This window comes from Chitinophaga niabensis, assembly GCF_039545795.1.
In the GTDB taxonomy this organism is placed as follows: domain Bacteria; phylum Bacteroidota; class Bacteroidia; order Chitinophagales; family Chitinophagaceae; genus Chitinophaga; species Chitinophaga niabensis_B.
In genome coordinates this window covers 659,304-674,581 of sequence record NZ_CP154260.1, presented here as the reverse complement: position 1 = coordinate 674,581, position 15,278 = coordinate 659,304, and the positions used below count along the sequence as shown (strand labels likewise).

Below are 15,278 nucleotides of genomic sequence, written 5' to 3'. Positions count from 1 at the left end.
TTACAGGATCACCACGGTGGCCATGGCAACTGACTTTACATGTGATAAGGAAACGAAGATCTGTTGAACATTCAATCCCGCCAACTGGCTGGCAGCATTCCCGATCAGGTAAAGGTCTGGTTTACCGGCTTCATTGTTCCTGATCTCTATTTCATTAAAATGAATGCCACTTCCGCCCCAGCCTGTTCCCAGCGCTTTCAGGAAAGCTTCTTTTGCGGCAAAGCGGGCGGCGTAACTTTCGTACTTATGGGTCTGCTTTTCGCAATAGGCTATTTCCAGCGGTGAAAACACCAGCTCCCGGAATCCCTGCCCCTTTTCCATTTTGGAGGTTATCCGGTCTACTTCAATGATATCTGTTCCTATTCCCCGCATAATTTAATACGTTGCAAAATATGATCTTTCTCGGCTTTTGTGGCTATTTCGCGTGTTAATGCCTGACGATAGTATTTTTCCGCCTGTTTGTAATCTTTCTTTTTAAACAGGTAATCTCCGGCTATCACGTATGTATGATAATACTTAGGATTATCTTTTACCAGGCGCTCCACATCTATGGGCTGCTTATCCATGAAGGCGGCTTTCAATCTTCTGAAGTCCACAAACCGCTTGTAATCTTCCGTGAACAGGAAAGTATCTGCGGGAATGATCAGGGCACTGTCGCAGATCTCCTGATCCGCTTTCAGGCCTTTCATGGCCAGTACCTTTTTCAGGTCATAGGCCACAAATTCACCCAATTGCCAGGGAGCGGTGGACACCCATACTTTCAGCTGTTTAGGCTCAAATACAATGGAGTGATGCGCGATCAGCTGGTTCACTGCTTTTTCATTCCCCATGCCTATATCGGCATCTTTTACACCTTTCTGGTCACGCAGAATAGCTACTGTTTTGGCCACACTGTTCTTACCGTTGCGTTGCAATAATTCCTGCAAACGCTGATACCTGTATGGAGATGCGCTTTCTGCGAGTTGCTGCTGATTGGGATCGGAAGCGCCCAGTGTTTTACTCTGGAAGTGATTGGCGCAGGAGATCTCATTGCCTTTGGGGTCATAGAGTGATAACTCGGTTGGTGTTTTCTCTATGATAGCCGCACGGTTATCATTCGCCGAGCCGATCAGGAAAGATTCCGATACGAACATTTTTCTTTTATGTGCTATGGCGTATGCTTCGTCTATGTTCTTTGCATATTGTAATATTTCCCTGGCCACCAATGATACGGGTGTAGCAGAACCGGATGGGATGCTGGATTTGGCAGCATTAATGGTAACGGTCAGCCCCTGTTCATTCATGCCGGATACCACCCCGGTGAATCCTCCCCAGGTGATCATCATAAAGCCGTATCCTTTATCCGGCCTGTAGAATGCTACGATCTTATCTTCTGCGAACTTATCTCCTACATAAAAATCAAAGTTGCGGCCAATGATCAGGCTGCTGTCTTCCGAACGGTCGTTCCAGGTACCGAAGGAGGTACAGCCCACCAGGGCCATACTTTGCAGGGCATGCCCGATATCATGTGCGGCATGATAGTTCATGATGCGCTGATAGTTAGAGCCGATGAATTCATACTTTTCAGAAGCGGCGAAGGATACACCGTAGATCTCTTCTTTATATTCTTCCGGCACATTTTTATCCATGTTCCGGTTGAACCAGCCGATCAGGTATTTGAGGAAGTGCTGGTATGTTCTGGAAGGGATCATTTTACCGATCTGTTCCGTAAAATGATCTTCCTGGCGCTGTACAAGTTCTGCTGCAAGTTTGCCATATACAACTCCCCGCTCAAAGGGTTTTCCTTCCACATACATTTCATATAAACCACTGCGGCTCTTCCGGAACCAGCTGTTGTTCAAAGTGAAAGCAGTGGAATCCAGTTGTGTACGTTGCCATTGCAAACTGCTTTTGTCTGTTATCTCCGGCGGGAACATCCTGGCCACGCTGTAGAGATAGATGAAGACTCCAATTATCAGCAACACGAAAAAGCCTACAATGTATAGTAAGCCTTTCCAGATCCTTCTCCATATTTTTCTTCCTCTGGTCATATATTAAGCCGTCCTGATCTCGTGTAATAATTTCTCTATATCCAATAATTCTGAACAGGTTACCACGGAGCTCATGCTCACACCCAGGATACCATGCATATTCAGGTTCTGCCCGGTCAGGAACAGGTTCTTCAATTTTGTTCGCGCAGATATGAAGGTACGCAATGGATCATTGCAATCCTTCAATACACCGTACATGGAACCATCGTGCGTTCCGATGTAATCACGGAAAGAAAGTGGTGTAGCTACATAATAAGATTGTATACACTGGCGCAATACGGGGAAACGTTTCTCCACCAGGTCCAGCAGTTTTTCTGCTCTTTCTGTTTTGTAGGCTTCATAGTCCTGCCCGCGGTCACCTTCCTTTGATACCGTATTGAAGGTATCTTTCCATTGCTCCACATCTTTGAGACTGAGGTAAGCCATGATGGAGAGCCCATTCGCAAAGCGGTCGTCTTTCGGATTCGGGGATACGAACATGGCATAACCCGCAGGCCATGATTCATGTGTATACTCCAGGCCGCCCCACACATTGTCTATTCCGTAATAGTAATAGTTGTAGTTCATATGGGGGAACATACCGGGTTTCAACACGGCATTCACCATAAGAGTGGATGCTCCGTTCTCCAGGTTCTGAATGCGGCTGCGGTAAGCCTGGCGGATCACATCACTTTCCAGCATATCCAAAGTATTGGATGGGTGTGCATTGGAAATATAATGTGTTGCCGTATACTGTTTTCCTTCTGCTGTTTCCACATATTTCACTTCATGGCCTTCTGCCACGATCTTTTTTACATCCTGGTATTTCAGCAGTACACCACCGTGATCTGTGATCACGCGTGCCAGCCATTTTCCGATCTGGGAGCCGCCATTCACACATTTCCAGGAGCTTTCTATATAACTGTTCAGTACCAGTGCATGCACGTACATGGGCGTTTTACTTTCCACACCTGCATATAAGGGATTATTACCTGCCAGTACTGATGTGAGCTTTTTGTTGGAGCTGAGGCTACTGATGTAATCCGCCGCGTTGATGCTCAACACGGATTCTTTTTCGTCAAAACCTCCATTCCGCAGGTTATACAAAGGGAATTTGCTGCAGATATGCTGTAAGGTATTGCAGTATTCGCGCAGTGCTTTTTCTTCATCAGGGAAATCTTTCAATAAGCCCTGGATGAATGGTTCATACCCCTGCGCCATTTTATACTCTTTCGGATCACCATCAAACGCAATACGGTCAAAGCAGTCCGCATCCAGTTTCTTGAGGTGCAGCTTATCCATGATGCCCAGGTATTTGAAGATCTGGTACAGGTTCTGGCCTGGTTCAAGCCCTCCTACATAGTGCACGCCGGAATCGAAAATAGTTTTATCCCTGCTGAATGTCTGCAGGCAGCCACCTATCTGTTTGTTCTTTTCCAGTACACACACCTTGTAGCCGTTCTTGCTCAGGATCGCTCCGCAAACCAAGCCGCCCAGGCCACTACCAATGATCACTACATCGTAATTATGCATAATGCTCCCTTAATGAATGTTTGATGATAAAAATAACGTTCGATGTATACTTTGTGTTGTCGATCTGCTCAATGGTTGCACCATTCCGTTGTACAATGTCGCGGATAGTGGAAGAAGAGAAGAAAGACAATGGCTGATTGCCTGTTTTATTGAATCCCAGCAAACGGGTACTGAACAGTTCAGTCATCTTTGTGCCTTCGTGCCGTTTACCCAGGTCCGCATCCCCATCCCGTACAATGATCACACCACCGGGGTTGAGTTTGCTGATGCATTGCTGTAATAACTGCTCCTGATCGGCAGGCTGCAGGTAATGCAGTACGTCCAGGATCACAAAGGCATCCTGGTTCTGCAGTTTATACTTTGTAATATCTGCGGCTTCAAACTGTACCTTCTCGTTGCGGATGTAACAATGCTGCGCCGTGGCTATTTTATCTTCATCATAATCTACGCCCAGGATCTGACGGTTAGGTGCGCGGAAATGAAGCATATAACTCATAAAACCATATCCGCAACCGATGTCCATGATCTTTCCTTCTTTAGGCAGCAGATCGTGAAAGAGTGCGTAGTTGTTCTCCAGTTTTGTTTTAATGCGCATGTACCATTCCAGTACCGGGCCTTTATAGATATAGTTATAAATCAGTTGTTCCCTGTAATAATCCGGCCCTTCTATTTCGTTCCGCATCTGCTCATACTCCTGCTTGAAGTATTTGCTGACAAGTTTGGTGCGTGTACTGTAGTTATCTCCCCAGCGTTTATCATCCGGTTTGATACGTGGCAGGTACTTCATGGTGAGGATACCATTCTTCAGCAGGAAGTCTCCTTTGGACATGGTATACGCCGTTCCATGGATCACCGCGGGCAGGATATCCAGTCCCAGTTCTTCCGCTAAGTAGAAAGCACCTTTGTGGAATCTTTTGATGCTGGTATCTGTAGAGCGGGTACCTTCAGGATATACTACGATAGAATAACCGTTGTTCACCCTGTCCTGCAATTTATCAATGCTGGCTTCCGCACCTTCTGCTACGGGGTAGTAATCCGCCATTCTCACTACATAACCAAATAAAGGAGAGTTATATACCCATTGGTTGGTGAGCAGGATCACGTTCGGATGCATGGAAGTGGACATCAGGATATCCAGGAAAGACTGGTGGTTACTGATGATCACCGCTGGTTTCTTAAAGTCTTCTCCGTGTTTATTGATCGTTCTCTTCCTGATATTGCCCATGATGTGCAACAGGCTCCAGGTAAAGGTGGATAGGATCCTGTGGTAGATCTTCTTCCCTTTTTCAATATTGATAAAATTAATCCTTGTAAGGATCACGCCGATGGGTGTGAGCAATAAAGCACCTACCGTATAATAGGCAAATGCAAACATGGAAAGGCTCCATCCTTTCAGTGTCCATGGTGGGCGCTGGCCTTTCTTTACCCGGTTAGTGATCAGCCAGTTAAAGAGGAAAGGGATCAATACCTGCGAGGTGATCACCACACAGCTGATACCGATCACGGCGATCAGCGCAATGGAACGCAGGGAAGGATGTTTCGCGAAAATGAGTACACCCAGGCCTAATATGGTGGTGACTGCAGAAAAGATAATAGAGGACTTGAACGAAGGAAGGTGTTTACTGCCGGTTTTATATTCCTGCTGCAAACCATCCATGGTGAATATGCTGTAATCATCCCCCAGGCCGAATATGAAAGTGGACAGGATGATATTCACGATATTGAAAGGGATACCGAACAGGCCCATGATACCAAGGATCCATACCCAGCTGATCAGCATGGGAATGAAAGTGATCAGGGCCAGCTCAATGCGGCCGTAAGAAAGCAGCAAGGCAGCAAATACCAGCAGGGAGGTCATCCAGGCAATGGTGTTGAACTCTTCTTTAATGATCTCTGCCAAACGGTTAGCGGTGTATTGTTTATCAAAGATCACCGTATGTTCGCGGCCATCGAGTGCGGCGTATACTTCTTTTTTCCTTTCATGTTCCACTTTCAATAAGCTGATCACGGAGGCGTTATCCTTTTTGATGGTCACAAAGTCGCTGATCAGATCGGCCTGCAGGAGTTCTGATTGCTCCGGTGAAATGACCTCGTATTTTTGATTAACAAGCGTGTTGAATGGATTGAATGCCGTGGATCTAAACTTATACAGTTCTCCTTCTTTATACAGCAGCGTGAGTAACCGCACTTTCTTCTCTTGTGTCCAGTAAGCTTCCCAGCGGGCGATACGTTTTGCCTGTTCTGCCTTGGAAAATAATAAGCTGCCAGGGGAGAGTACTTTTTTTATGGCGCCTTTGTCGATCAACGATTGTATCGCGGGCGCTGTTTCCTCACGGCTGCGCAATGCATCATTCAATGTTTTCCCTTCTGATACGAGGTATACGGATTGTGCGGCGTAGGCGTATAATTTATTCAGCTTTGCCTCTGACTTTTGCAAACGTTCCGTCATGAAGTTCATGCGCATCATGTCGCTTTCAAAGGTTACGCTGCGGGCCGTGAAGAAGAATACTATTGTCAGTGCCACGATGCCCCATACCAGGTATTTATTGCGTTCAGGGCGATAGTTGGATAACTTGTCTATCCAGTTATGATGTACTGTTGCTGTATTTGGTTGTTTACCCAGCACAATGAAATGCGGCAGGAAGATCAGGGAAAACAACGCGGCACCTATCAGGCAGAAAGCAGCAAAGAACCCAATATCCTGCAACATGGGAGATTTCACAAACTGCAGGCAAAGGAAACCGCCCACGGTAGTGAAGCTACCTACCGTCATAGGCATAGCCAGGTCTTTGATCACCTGCCTGATATCCGGCAGATGCCGGTAATGATTGAAAACATGCAGGGAGTAATTCACGGCAATGCCCAATACCACACAACCTGCGCCCAGTGCAATCACAGAGATGGAGCCTTTGAGCAGGTATACCATGGCTACAGAGAACAGGGCACCAAATATTACAGGCAGCATCACCAATAATGGCGCTCTCTTTTTCCGGAAGAAGAAAGCGATCAGGATAATGAGGATTATTACTGTTACGCCCTGGGTGAAATAAGTATCCTGGCGTAATTGTTCTGCATTACCTACTGATACTGCGGTGGCACCGAAATAGCTTATTTCTGTATTTTTCTGCGGGAGGCTGTCAATTAATTTATCCAAACCAGTGAGGAACACTTTGTTCTTCCCGGTTTCATTAGGCGGATGTGCCGGTGTGATAAAGAGGATGAGGTTACGATGGTCTTTACTCATTACATAACCATCATACAATTCAAACTGATCATCTACCTGCAGGCGTTCCAGTTTCTTCACACCCAACCAGGAAATACCCACAGGGTCTGCCTGGATCATTTGTTTGAAAACAAGGCCAGCCGGGGAGATCAGGGTATTGTAATTAGACTGCATGGTTTGCTGCAAACGCTCCGGCATTATCAGCGAATCGATGGTCTTATAGTCTTTCTCTTCTAAAAAAACGGGGAGATGCTGCTGTACGGTTTGCAGGAAACCCATCATCATGGCATCATCTGTTTGCGCATGGATGGTTTTGATATCACTGCGCAAAGGCTCCAGGCCATTGGTGAATGCCTGCGCCGTGGCAACAAGACTATCCGCATCGCCGGGAAGCGTGGTATCTTTCTGCGATACCATGATCACCAGTTTGTCTGCAAACTTGGCGTTCATTAAGAACTGCTGCAGCTGGTCGATCTTTTTATCCTGTGGCAGGATGCGGGTAATGTCTTCTTCCAGTTTAATACGGGAGGCGAGTAAACCTGAAATGAGGAATGTGCAGAGCATAAAAAGCCATAACAGCCATTTACGCCTGTCAAAGAAATTGTAGATAGATATAAAAATGCTTCCCATCTCTGCTTTAAATTACTGCAGGCCGCTTTTTTCTACGGATTGCGGCCAATAAACCATATGTGACAGCCCATGCAAGTATCCCGGCCACCACAGCCAGCGTAATACTGCCGGTAATATATTGATAGAGGTTCAGATAAATGTCTTCCAGGCTCAGGTCTTTCTTAAAGAGTACCCAGGTAGCATCTTCTTTTACCCAAAAGCGGCCCATTAAAAAGCTCAGGTAAACAATTACAGGGATGCAGGGCGGAATGCTGATATTAGCCGCCACGATCACCAATGCCCTGTTTAAACGGAACAGCGTGGCCAATGCCAGCGCTGCCAGCATCTGGAAACCCCAGATGGGTACAATGCCCATGAACACCCCAAAGCCTATAGACAGTGCCTTACGGCTGGTGCTTTCTTCTTTATTGAATAAATGCTCCCGCAGCATTTTCTTAAAGTTGCCCTTTGTGAAAATGAACTTGAGGAAATTACGCGGGTGGATATAAGCCAGTGCAATGGTGACGAGTACTGTGTTGAGCACACCAATGCGGGAGAAATCCTTGAATGGCCTGAAATGAGACACTCTTTCTTCCGCAGGCGGATAATATACTTTCACGGGTGCAGGCAACACTTTGATCCCTTTCCAGGAAGCGCGGACCATTACCTCTATTTCAAACTCATACTTGTTGCAGAAAAATCGCATGCCCTTCATGGCATACAAAGGATACAGGCGGTAACCGGATTGGGTATCAGGTAGTTTCAAACCTGTTTCCACATAAAACCAGAAGTTGGAGAACTTATTGGCAAAGGTGTTTTTACCCGGCATGTTCTCCTGCTGCAGGTTCCTGGCGCCAATAATAATTGCCCTGGGTTCTTCTTCCACTTTTTGCAGGAATACAGGAAGATCATCGGGGAAATGCTGGCCATCTGCATCAATGGTGATGACATAATCATACCCCTGCTCCATGGCAAATTTAAAACCCCTGCGCAGGGCAATACCTTTCCCTCTATTCGGGCCATAGGACACAACAGCTATCTGGGGATACTGCTCCAGGATCTGTGGCGTCTGATCTGTTGATCCATCGTTTACCACTATCACGTGGCTGGTATAGGTCAGCACATCTGCAATCACTTTGCCCAGCGTACCGGCATTGTTATACGTAGGGATCATCACACAGATCTTTCTGGCGATGAATTGTTGATCGTATGTTGGAGTCTGTGCCATTTTATTTAAAGAGTCCCTGGAATTTCAGGAAAACCATTGCTTCATGTTTTATGATGGCGGTTGCTTTCACCCCTTCTTCCACGGTGGAATAAGTGATGTCCACATTCACCTGAGGTTGCTGCTGGGGATCGATCATGTTCAGGAACTTCATGTTCGCTGCTTTCTGGATCAGCAGTTTCCTGCCCACTACGCCGGAAACGAGTTCCTGGATGATCTGCATCATGCACACACCGGGCACAACGGGTTGATCAGGGAAGTGGCCTTCGAAAATAGGATGGGCCGCATTCAGGGCAATAGTGGTGTTGACGGATTGTGCATCCGGCTGCTGTTGCGTAACAATCGTATAGAATTTTCCTGCTAACATTATTTTTCCACGCGTTGTGATGAAATATTGAATTTTACTTTCTTATGCTGTACAAAGATCGAATCCGGTACACCATTGGTATAATGCGTTAAAAACACTTCCACTACCGGTTTGCGGCGGGAGCCATTTTCCACGCGTACCAGTTCTGAACAATCTTTGCTGGTGATATAATAGATCTTTCCTTTCTTCAGTTTGAAAGCAGTATACCTTTCATTCCCGTTCGTGAACACTTCTGCTGTTGCCGGGTCCTGCCGCATCAGTACCATTTCAAAATCCTTTCGCAATGTTTTCACTACCGCTTTCTTATCCATCTTTGGCAGCATGTAATGTTTGGTGAAAGTGCCATCCTTCCCGAATTCGAAATCGAAGAACTTCAGGCCCATTTCACTGGCAAATACCACGCGCATACTGCTGTCCTCCATTGGCTTGAATAACAACAGGCCGCTGAGGTGATGCTGTAAGATATCCACCTGTGTGCTGTACAATACCGTTTGATTGGTCTTCGGCTGAAAGCGTTTGATACAGGCGGCATCTCCTTCTGTTCGCTGTAAGGAACGGTAGGCGGAACTGCAGCTGCAAAAGAACAACCACGCTATTAAGCTATTTAAGTGCAAAGATCTCATCTGATATGGGTACGTTCAATTCACGCTGGGTGAAACTAATATTGGTATCGTCTCCGGAACGCTCATGCATAACTATCTTCACTACCGCCAGGTCTTTTTTCTCCACCAGCAGGTCTATGGAATTGAAGAAGTCCTTCAGTCCTTTCGCTACCGGTGTCATTTGTACCTGGTAGTACTGGGCATTTTCCAGCACTTTGGTGGAAAAGTCTTTATTGTTCAGCACGTTTCCCTGCACACAGTCCGCCGTTACTTTACTGATCTGTTCAAAGAGTTTGCTGCCGCTGGTGGATATGTTCCTGTCCGTCTTCGCATCCTTGATGCGGAAAGACTTGCCATTGATCACCATCAGGTAATAACTGGGTGCGGAATATTCCATCCTTACTTTATTCTCTTTCTTGAACCAGAACTTTCCTTTGCTCACAATCTTTTCAGACAGCATGCTCAGATTCTTTTCCTGCACAAAGTCACTCTTGATGGTATTGGTGCTCTGGGCAGTTTTCATGAACTGCTGTTTGAACAGTTCTAAGTTCGCAACCGGCTTAAAGCCTGTTTGTGCACTGGTGTTCAGCGCAACAAAACAGCAACATAACAAGATCCAACTACGCATAAGCGGGTACATTTAATAGTTCATCAATCCGTTTAAAGGCAAAACCTTTTTCTTTCAATTGCTTTATTAATGCCGGCAGTATTTTTACGGTAACGGCACAGGTATCATGAAAGAGGAAGATATCTCCGGGTTGCACATCTTTCGTCACTTTTGCCAGTAATTTATCTGCATCTTTCGTTACCGTATCCATGGAACGGATACTCCAGCCTACGGGAATGTATTTCTTTCTTTTAATGGCTTTTGCCAGCATGGGATTGGTTACACCATACGGCGGCCTGAACAAACGGGGTTTTAATCCAATGGCTTCATCGATGGTAATATCTGCCATATCCAGGTCATTCTCCATATTCCGGGTTGTATTCAGATCAAACAGGGTGGAATGAGAATAACTGTGATTGCCGATCAGGTGGCCAGCCTCATGTATTTTCACAAGCAGCTCCGGTGTTTTTTCCACGCGTTGGCCAATGCAAAAAAAAGCAGCCGGCACTTTGTGCTGCTGCAGGATCTCTAATATCTGCGGGGTATAATTTTCAGCAGGGCCATCGTCAAAAGACAGGGCTACTATTTTTTCCTTTGTTTGTGCTTTACAGATCACATCAATAAAAAAATTGGAACTCACCTGCGAAGCACCCCATGCCATAAAACCAATACATACTGCCAGCGTCAGGAACACCGGCCATAGCGGAAAGCCTGGGATAAGCAGCATTGCTATCATCAGCACAAGGCTTATGGGCCATATGACGCGCGACTTTAGCATGCGCTCAGCAGTATTAAAGAATGATGGGTGGTATTGTGATGATTCCAGATCAATATCCTCTTTACTTTCTCCGGTGCAGCTCCTTTCACCATAATAGCTTGCGGCACTTCCTGTTTTTTCAGGATCCCCGTTGCCATCCATAAAGCAAAAGCGGCAGCAGTAGGGAATTCTCCAAAGAGGTGTTTGAATTTAGCTACAGGTTGCGTGGCAAAAAGATCGGCTTCTATCGCTTCATAATAACTATCATCTCCTCCGTTCCTTCCTGTGATCAGCAGATCAATATCGGAAGGCTGCAGGCCATTCCTGTTCAGGAACTTCTCTATATGTGAACCTGTTTCTTCTTTGGAAGCAGGTTTATACAACATTTCAACTGCTGTTAATTCGGCCTGTGAGGCGGCGTCCTTCTCTGCACTTAACACAAAAAATGCAGCACCTTCTCCGGCGGCTACACCGTTTTTATATAAACCAAACCTTGAAAGGATGGCATGACTGTAATCTGTTATCTCTTCTACAGCACCTGTCAGTACTTTGCGGGAAGTATCTTCCTGCAGAAAGAGCAGGCTGTCCTGCAGGGCATTCTCTAAAGAGAAAGCGCCATGCACAAAAGTATTATTATAAGCGTGGCAGCCCAGCAGCAAAGCTATCTGGCCACCAACGGTATTATGCGTACTTTGAATAAAGGCAGTGGGTGTAAGCATATCCTCCTGCTGTGTGACCAGCTTATTGAGGAATACACCTGTATCCGCGAGGCAGCCATAAGCTGTGCCCATGATAATGGCATCCGGCATTTTCAGTTCCGCATCCTGCAAAGAGATATGCGAAGCAGCTACGCCCATCTTAATCACACGGCCCATGCGGCGGATCTGTTTGATATCGATCCATTGCTTATAATCAGGGTCTGCTACAGGCAAACGGTCTCCTTCATATTCCCGGATAGTTTCCGGAAATACGCTGCTATCCTGAGCGGATACACAACCGGTGCCCTGTATATATGCTTTCATTTGTTCGCTACTTTGAAAAAACAAGGCTGGAACAATTCCCGCCAAAACCGAATGAATTAGACATCACATGCGTAAGTGCATTACCCCGGGAGAAAGTAGTAGCCGGTTTAAACGGCAGTTCTTTCATCTGTGTAGTGAACTGTGCATTCGGATAAATAATGCCTTCTTTTACAGCTAATGCTGCAAACACAGCTTCAATTCCACCGCTTGCACCAAGTGTATGTCCTGTAAAACTCTTGGTAGAGCTTAGCGGAGGAAATGCCGGTGCAAATAACCGTTCTATAGCCAGTCCTTCCGAACTATCATTATTCTGTGTACCGGTACCATGCAGGTTGATGTAATCAATATCCGCAGGTTCCAGTGCAGCCATTTGCAGTGCTCCCTGCATGGCTTTGTAATTCCCTATCCCTTCAGGTGATGAAGCCGTTTGGTGATAGGCATCGTTGGCATTGGCGAAACCACTGAGTTTACACCAGGGTTTCACTTTCTCTGCAATGGCATCAGATACCAGTACCACATACCCTGCGCCTTCACCAAGGTTCAGACCGGTACGTGTATCATCAAAAGGCCGGCACTTCTGCTGGTCCAGGATCATGAGAGTATTGAAACCATTGAGCGTAAAACGCGTGAGGGCATCCGTACCGCCGGCAATCACTACATCCAGCATACCGTTGCGTATCATACGTGCGCCATACATCAATGCATTGGCGCCGGAAGAACAGGCTGTGCTGATAGTGGATACATGGTGGCGGATACCTAAAGCATCAGCTACGAGTTCTGTGATGCTACCACATTCATGATGCACCACTTCTTTCAAACGGCCCTTGCTTTGATCTGTAAGGAACGCTTCCATGAAGTGTTCCGTTTTGTCCATCCCCCCTACGGTATTGGCTGAAACCAATCCTGTACGGTATTGCTTCAGATCACCGATACCCGCAGCTTCAAGCGCTTCTTTTGCTGCGATCATGCTTAACAATGCAGTCCTGCTCCAATGTGCAGGCATGCCAGCACGTTCAGCTAAGGTGGCATTGCTTGCCTTTACTTCCACTACCGGGAAGGTTTGGGCATGCACAGAATGCAGGTGTTGCATAGTGGCCATTCCCGGTTGCATTTTTTCAAATGCATCCAGGCAGGCACCGAGGTTTTCCCCAATGCCACAGATCACGCCGCCGCCTGCTATCCATACACCTTTACTCATGCGGTCTTAGCTTTTTCAGCAGTGATGTATTCTGCCATGGTGCGCACGGAATAAAAGATATTCGGACCATCTTCAGGATTCGCGATACGGATACCATGGTGTTGTTGTAATAACACGATCAGTTCCAAAGCATCAATCGAATCCAGTCCCAGTCCCTCTTTGAACAAAGGCTGGTCATTCCCGATATCTTCCGGTTTTACTTCCTGCAAATTCAATTGCTGAATGATCTGGGCTTTCAGATCTGCCATCAACTTTTCCATATAAATTATAAGTACAATTTTCTAATGCTCTCCGCAGTGAATGGCATTGCCATACCACGGCTGTTCTTTTCAATGAGATACAATGCAGCATCGTATGCAGTGTGGTATTGTTCTACCCAGCCGCAGATACAGGCATTAATAGCGCCGGTATCCAGTAATTGCTGCACGTACCCTGTTATAAATTCAATATCAAATTCCTCCGTTATAAAAAATGCGTTCTCCCCTTTCAGCTTATGCCGGATACTGATCTCTCCTATCACAATGTTAGGGAGGGTGTATACGAACAAAGCAGGGCTAGCAATTTCCTGAACGGTTTCATAATAACGTTCGTCTGTATCCAGGCTGCTGCTGGTATTTGCCAGGATCACGCCGGTATCTTCCGGGGTGTATTGATCCATGGGCAGATCCTGCAGTAATACTTCCGTAGCAACCCAGCCCAGTTTGCTGAGCAGGTCCATCTTGTGAAACTTCGGGTACTGGCCACTGAAACGGTCGTACCCGCTGCGCAGGAATTCCGGCAATGCGGAACCGGTTTCTTCCAGTACCACAGCACCATTTTTCACTACCGTATTGTTACGGATAATGCAACTGGAGGTGATATATGCGTTTGTGTTACTCACCGGATGTATTTAGCTTCTCCGTCAGTTCAATCAGGCGGGCCAGTCTTTTCAGCGCCTCCTCATGATTCTTCACATAAGGGTTGCTTTGGTCCCAGACGTAACCTGCCAGTACGGAACAGATCTGTTGTTTGATCACGGGATCAGGGTTCTTGCTGAAGAAAATAGTATCCAGCGTACCCTCATACCATGCCATCACGTAGGAGCGGAATACATTCACGCCCTGCATAGTGGGTTCCATATAATCTTTCTCCCAATCCACTTCTTCGCCCTGTAATTTTTTGATCACCAGTTTAGCAGCCGTCTGGCTGGAAACTGTAGCCAAAGTTACGCCGGAAGAAAAGATCGGGTCCAGGAATTCTGTTACGTTGCCGGTGAGCACAAATCCATCTCCATAGAATTTATCTGTGGTGGCAGACCATGCTTCGAGCACTCTTGGTTCAAACACAAAATCCACATCCCTGAAACGCTCACGGGTGTGAGGTTCAGCTTCCAGCATAGCGCGGAACTGTTCTTCATTTGTGCCCGGGTATTCATTATGGAAACCATGTTCTCCTACAAAACCTACGGAGGTGATGCCGGTAGAGAATGGGATGATCCAGATCCATACCCCTTTTTTATGCACAACAGCTGTAATACGGTTGGGTTCATCTGCCATGGAACGGCGAACGTCCATCGTATGCGCGAACAACGCTTTGCGGGATTGCAGTACGGAAGGTTTATCCAAACCAAAGAGTTTGGGGATCACTCTGCCATAACCACTTCCATCTACAATAAAACGTGCTTCGATCTGTTTTTTATTGCCATGGATATCTTCTACCGTTGTTACGGAATCAGATCCGGAAAATTTAATATCAGTTACAGTTGTTTCGTATTCTACGGGAACACCCATTTTTTCTACGGTGTCAGCCAGCGTTTTATCAAAATCCGCTCGTTGTACCTGCCAGGTCCAGGTCCAGCCTGGTGTATGTTGTTCTTCAAAAGTGAAGTCGCACACCGAGCCGTTCTTTACGAACTTGGCACCGAACTTCTTCTGAAAACCTCTTTCGGAAATAGCATCGATGAAACCGGCTTCCGTAAGGGCATCCATACAACGTGGCAACAGGCTTTCGCCGATCACAAAGCGGGGGAATTTCAGTTTTTCCACCACTTTTACAGAATAGCCCGCCTTTTTAATAATGGATGCGGCAACAGATCCGGAAGGGCCAGCGCCGATTACAAGCACATCCACTTTTTCAGTTTGCATACT

Annotated in this window: 14 protein-coding genes; all 14 read right to left on the bottom strand. The window is 46.4% G+C overall.

Annotated elements, in window-relative coordinates:
* Genes acpS through AAHN97_RS02865 form a run of 14 tightly spaced genes read right to left on the bottom strand, consistent with a single transcriptional unit; the run spans nt 1 to nt 15,275 of the window.
* A complete protein-coding gene (gene acpS / locus AAHN97_RS02930) occupies nt 1-372 on the bottom strand; it encodes a holo-ACP synthase (RefSeq protein ID WP_343306062.1) in 372 nt (123 codons plus the stop codon).
* Nucleotides 360-2,030 (bottom strand): C45 family peptidase, encoded by a 1,671-nt coding sequence (locus AAHN97_RS02925; protein WP_343306061.1) that lies wholly within the window; start codon nt 2,028-2,030, stop codon nt 360-362. Before AAHN97_RS02925 ends, acpS begins: the two co-directional genes overlap by 13 nt.
* 3 nt (nt 2,031-2,033) lie before the next feature.
* Nucleotides 2,034-3,542, bottom strand: a complete 1,509-nt coding sequence (locus tag AAHN97_RS02920) for a phytoene desaturase family protein (protein ID WP_343306060.1) — start codon at nt 3,540-3,542, stop codon at nt 2,034-2,036.
* Nucleotides 3,535-7,395 carry a 1-acyl-sn-glycerol-3-phosphate acyltransferase gene (locus tag AAHN97_RS02915; RefSeq protein ID WP_343306059.1) on the bottom strand — a complete coding sequence of 1,287 codons (3,861 nt, stop codon included), beginning with the start codon at nt 7,393-7,395 and terminating at the stop codon, nt 3,535-3,537. The genes AAHN97_RS02920 and AAHN97_RS02915 overlap by 8 nt, the downstream gene beginning before the upstream one ends.
* A gap of 7 nt (nt 7,396-7,402) precedes the next feature.
* Nucleotides 7,403-8,602, bottom strand: a complete 1,200-nt coding sequence (locus tag AAHN97_RS02910) for a DUF2062 domain-containing protein (RefSeq protein WP_343306058.1) — start codon at nt 8,600-8,602, stop codon at nt 7,403-7,405.
* Nucleotide 8,603: 1 nt separating this feature from the next.
* Entirely contained in the window at nt 8,604-8,966 is a 363-nt protein-coding gene (locus AAHN97_RS02905) for a 3-hydroxyacyl-ACP dehydratase (protein ID WP_343306057.1), read from the bottom strand.
* A complete protein-coding gene (locus tag AAHN97_RS02900; protein ID WP_343306056.1) occupies nt 8,966-9,589 on the bottom strand; it encodes a hypothetical protein in 624 nt (207 codons plus the stop codon). Before AAHN97_RS02900 ends, AAHN97_RS02905 begins: the two co-directional genes overlap by 1 nt.
* Nucleotides 9,567-10,196 (bottom strand): outer membrane lipoprotein carrier protein LolA, encoded by a 630-nt coding sequence (locus tag AAHN97_RS02895; protein ID WP_343306055.1) that lies wholly within the window; start codon nt 10,194-10,196, stop codon nt 9,567-9,569. Before AAHN97_RS02895 ends, AAHN97_RS02900 begins: the two co-directional genes overlap by 23 nt.
* Nucleotides 10,189-10,953 carry a polysaccharide deacetylase family protein gene (locus tag AAHN97_RS02890; protein WP_343306054.1) on the bottom strand — a complete coding sequence of 255 codons (765 nt, stop codon included), beginning with the start codon at nt 10,951-10,953 and terminating at the stop codon, nt 10,189-10,191. Before AAHN97_RS02890 ends, AAHN97_RS02895 begins: the two co-directional genes overlap by 8 nt.
* Entirely contained in the window at nt 10,947-11,954 is a 1,008-nt protein-coding gene (locus AAHN97_RS02885) for a beta-ketoacyl synthase chain length factor (protein ID WP_343306053.1), read from the bottom strand. The genes AAHN97_RS02890 and AAHN97_RS02885 overlap by 7 nt, the downstream gene beginning before the upstream one ends.
* Before the next feature lie 7 nt (nt 11,955-11,961).
* The gene (locus AAHN97_RS02880; RefSeq protein ID WP_343306052.1) at nt 11,962-13,152 is read right to left on the bottom strand and encodes a beta-ketoacyl-[acyl-carrier-protein] synthase family protein; all 1,191 of its coding nucleotides are present in this window, start codon (nt 13,150-13,152) and stop codon (nt 11,962-11,964) included.
* Nucleotides 13,149-13,412, bottom strand: coding sequence for a phosphopantetheine-binding protein (locus AAHN97_RS02875; RefSeq protein WP_343306051.1), 264 nt, complete (start codon nt 13,410-13,412; stop codon nt 13,149-13,151). The genes AAHN97_RS02880 and AAHN97_RS02875 overlap by 4 nt, the downstream gene beginning before the upstream one ends.
* 5 nt (nt 13,413-13,417) lie before the next feature.
* Nucleotides 13,418-14,032: a hypothetical protein gene (locus AAHN97_RS02870; RefSeq protein ID WP_343306050.1), complete on the bottom strand. Its 615-nt coding sequence runs from the start codon at nt 14,030-14,032 to the stop codon at nt 13,418-13,420.
* Nucleotides 14,025-15,275, bottom strand: coding sequence for an NAD(P)/FAD-dependent oxidoreductase (locus tag AAHN97_RS02865; protein ID WP_343306049.1), 1,251 nt, complete (start codon nt 15,273-15,275; stop codon nt 14,025-14,027). The genes AAHN97_RS02870 and AAHN97_RS02865 overlap by 8 nt, the downstream gene beginning before the upstream one ends.
* Nucleotides 15,276-15,278 lie beyond the last annotated feature (3 nt).

Coding starts and splice junctions, on each gene's coding strand:
- acpS (WP_343306062.1), bottom strand. CDS start 372: ATGCGGGGAATAGGAACAGATATCATTGAAGTAGACCGGATAACCTCC.
- AAHN97_RS02925 (WP_343306061.1), bottom strand. CDS start 2,030: ATGACCAGAGGAAGAAAAATATGGAGAAGGATCTGGAAAGGCTTACTA.
- AAHN97_RS02920 (WP_343306060.1), bottom strand. CDS start 3,542: ATGCATAATTACGATGTAGTGATCATTGGTAGTGGCCTGGGCGGCTTG.
- AAHN97_RS02915 (WP_343306059.1), bottom strand. CDS start 7,395: ATGGGAAGCATTTTTATATCTATCTACAATTTCTTTGACAGGCGTAAA.
- AAHN97_RS02910 (WP_343306058.1), bottom strand. CDS start 8,602: ATGGCACAGACTCCAACATACGATCAACAATTCATCGCCAGAAAGATC.
- AAHN97_RS02905 (WP_343306057.1), bottom strand. CDS start 8,966: ATGTTAGCAGGAAAATTCTATACGATTGTTACGCAACAGCAGCCGGAT.
- AAHN97_RS02900 (WP_343306056.1), bottom strand. CDS start 9,589: ATGAGATCTTTGCACTTAAATAGCTTAATAGCGTGGTTGTTCTTTTGC.
- AAHN97_RS02895 (WP_343306055.1), bottom strand. CDS start 10,196: ATGCGTAGTTGGATCTTGTTATGTTGCTGTTTTGTTGCGCTGAACACC.
- AAHN97_RS02890 (WP_343306054.1), bottom strand. CDS start 10,953: ATGCTAAAGTCGCGCGTCATATGGCCCATAAGCCTTGTGCTGATGATA.
- AAHN97_RS02885 (WP_343306053.1), bottom strand. CDS start 11,954: ATGAAAGCATATATACAGGGCACCGGTTGTGTATCCGCTCAGGATAGC.
- AAHN97_RS02880 (WP_343306052.1), bottom strand. CDS start 13,152: ATGAGTAAAGGTGTATGGATAGCAGGCGGCGGCGTGATCTGTGGCATT.
- AAHN97_RS02875 (WP_343306051.1), bottom strand. CDS start 13,412: ATGGAAAAGTTGATGGCAGATCTGAAAGCCCAGATCATTCAGCAATTG.
- AAHN97_RS02865 (WP_343306049.1), bottom strand. CDS start 15,275: ATGCAAACTGAAAAAGTGGATGTGCTTGTAATCGGCGCTGGCCCTTCC.